Origin of the sequence: Paraburkholderia sp. J8-2, assembly GCF_905220195.1 — a bacterium.
Taxonomy (GTDB): domain Bacteria; phylum Pseudomonadota; class Gammaproteobacteria; order Burkholderiales; family Burkholderiaceae; genus Paraburkholderia.
Genome location: NZ_CAJMZA010000092.1, coordinates 1 through 1512, shown reverse-complemented (window position 1 = coordinate 1512; position 1512 = coordinate 1). Strand labels below are relative to the sequence as shown.

General features: G+C 57.3%; 1 protein-coding gene. It reads right to left on the bottom strand.

Features of this window, described 5'->3' with window-relative positions; translation table 11 throughout:
- Positions 1–714 precede the first annotated feature (714 nt).
- On the bottom strand, positions 715–1143 hold the full coding sequence (locus U5A52_RS42910) for a DUF305 domain-containing protein (RefSeq protein WP_321940465.1): 429 nt from the start codon (positions 1141–1143) through the stop codon (positions 715–717).
- Positions 1144–1512 lie beyond the last annotated feature (369 nt).

The following is a 1512-nucleotide window of genomic DNA, read 5'->3' as shown; positions in this document are numbered from 1 at the left end:
ATGCGATACGCGAACCCGGGAACCAGAGGGACGCGCAGGACAGACCAGTAGCGGGACATAGACCAGACCCATCCCCGATGGCCATCAAGGCGGCGTGACCGGAACCGAAAATGGTAGCGAACGGAGTGGCGGATAGCTGCTGCCGGGAACCGACGGACGACCGTGGTAAAGCGATTTTGCGTTCTTCGTCAGGGTAACTTACGCGACTGGCCGAACAACCTGACAATGCCAATTGCTAGACATGTCACATCGCTGTCCCGGCAGTCGGGTCTCGAATTGCGACGTCTCGAACTCACCTCGAACACGGAGGCGACATGATGTCGAAAGCTGGTTCGAAGGCGCACGACCCTTCGACCCTTCTGACTACATTGCCCAACTTCAGCAGCATTTCGCGACATGCTATTACAGCCATTCCAACCACAGCATTCCGTAGCCTCATAACGACCGGTGGTGGCCGAAGCCGGAAGTAGGGGGGCGACGATCCGAGTATCGGGGCGCCGTGACCCTGAACTTCCGTAGACGACCCACTGCCGCGGTTGAAACTGGCTGGACATGAACGCCGGTTTCAGAGGTCCAGAGGTCATCCACGCATGCGTGCTGCCCGTCAAGTCACCGGCCCAAACTGCCGCCGGTCGTCGCAGCAAGACGAGATCGTTCGGTAGAGCCTTCGAAAGCCTTCGCGACCCAGCGAGGCGCCCCATGCTGCCTCGCGCGTCACGGCTTTTTGTTGTGCTTGGACTGCCACTGCGTCATAAAGGCAATCTCCTCCTTTTGCGCCTTGATGATGTTTTCCGCCAGCGCCTTCATTTGGGGATCTTTGCCGTACTTGAGCTCGACTTCGGCTTGATCCACCGCTCCCTGATGATGCGGGATCATGTGCGCCACAAAGTCCGCGTCTGTATCTCCGGTGTATCCGGGTGCGCTCATGTTTTTCATCATCTTTGCCGCGTTGTTCTCAAAGGCCGACGTCGGCGCAGACAGCCGCCCACCGGTTTCTGCAGGCGTATCCATTTTTCCAGCAGACATGTTCATCCGCCCATTTGCCATGGCAGTGGCTTGCTGCGCGCTCGCGTTGAGTGTCATGCCACACAACACGATTCCGACGTTGATCGAGAGGACGGTGAACAAATGGTTGGCTTTCATCTGAATATGCTCGATAGGTGGGTAACTTGATCGTTTGTGGGTGACTACGGTCCTAATCAGGATCCGCGTATTGATCATCACCCTTCCTATCGTTGGAAGGTCAAGCGTCCAGGGACCAGCGCACACTTTTGCAGAGACCGGGACTTGTAGTTGCGCGAAGGGCTGCTTTGCCCGACGACTTATCGGATCGAATCCGTACCTGAATGGCCGGTACTTAGGGCGAGGTCAGCCTGATGTAGTCGTCCCTGGTCGACCCGTAGCAGTCCTCGTCAGTGACGACGAGTGTATGGCCGCTTTTTCCGTCCAGATCGGTCTTCCAAGCGTCGAAGTGGTGCCGCAGTTTGCGCCTTTTTCCACACCAATTGCAGG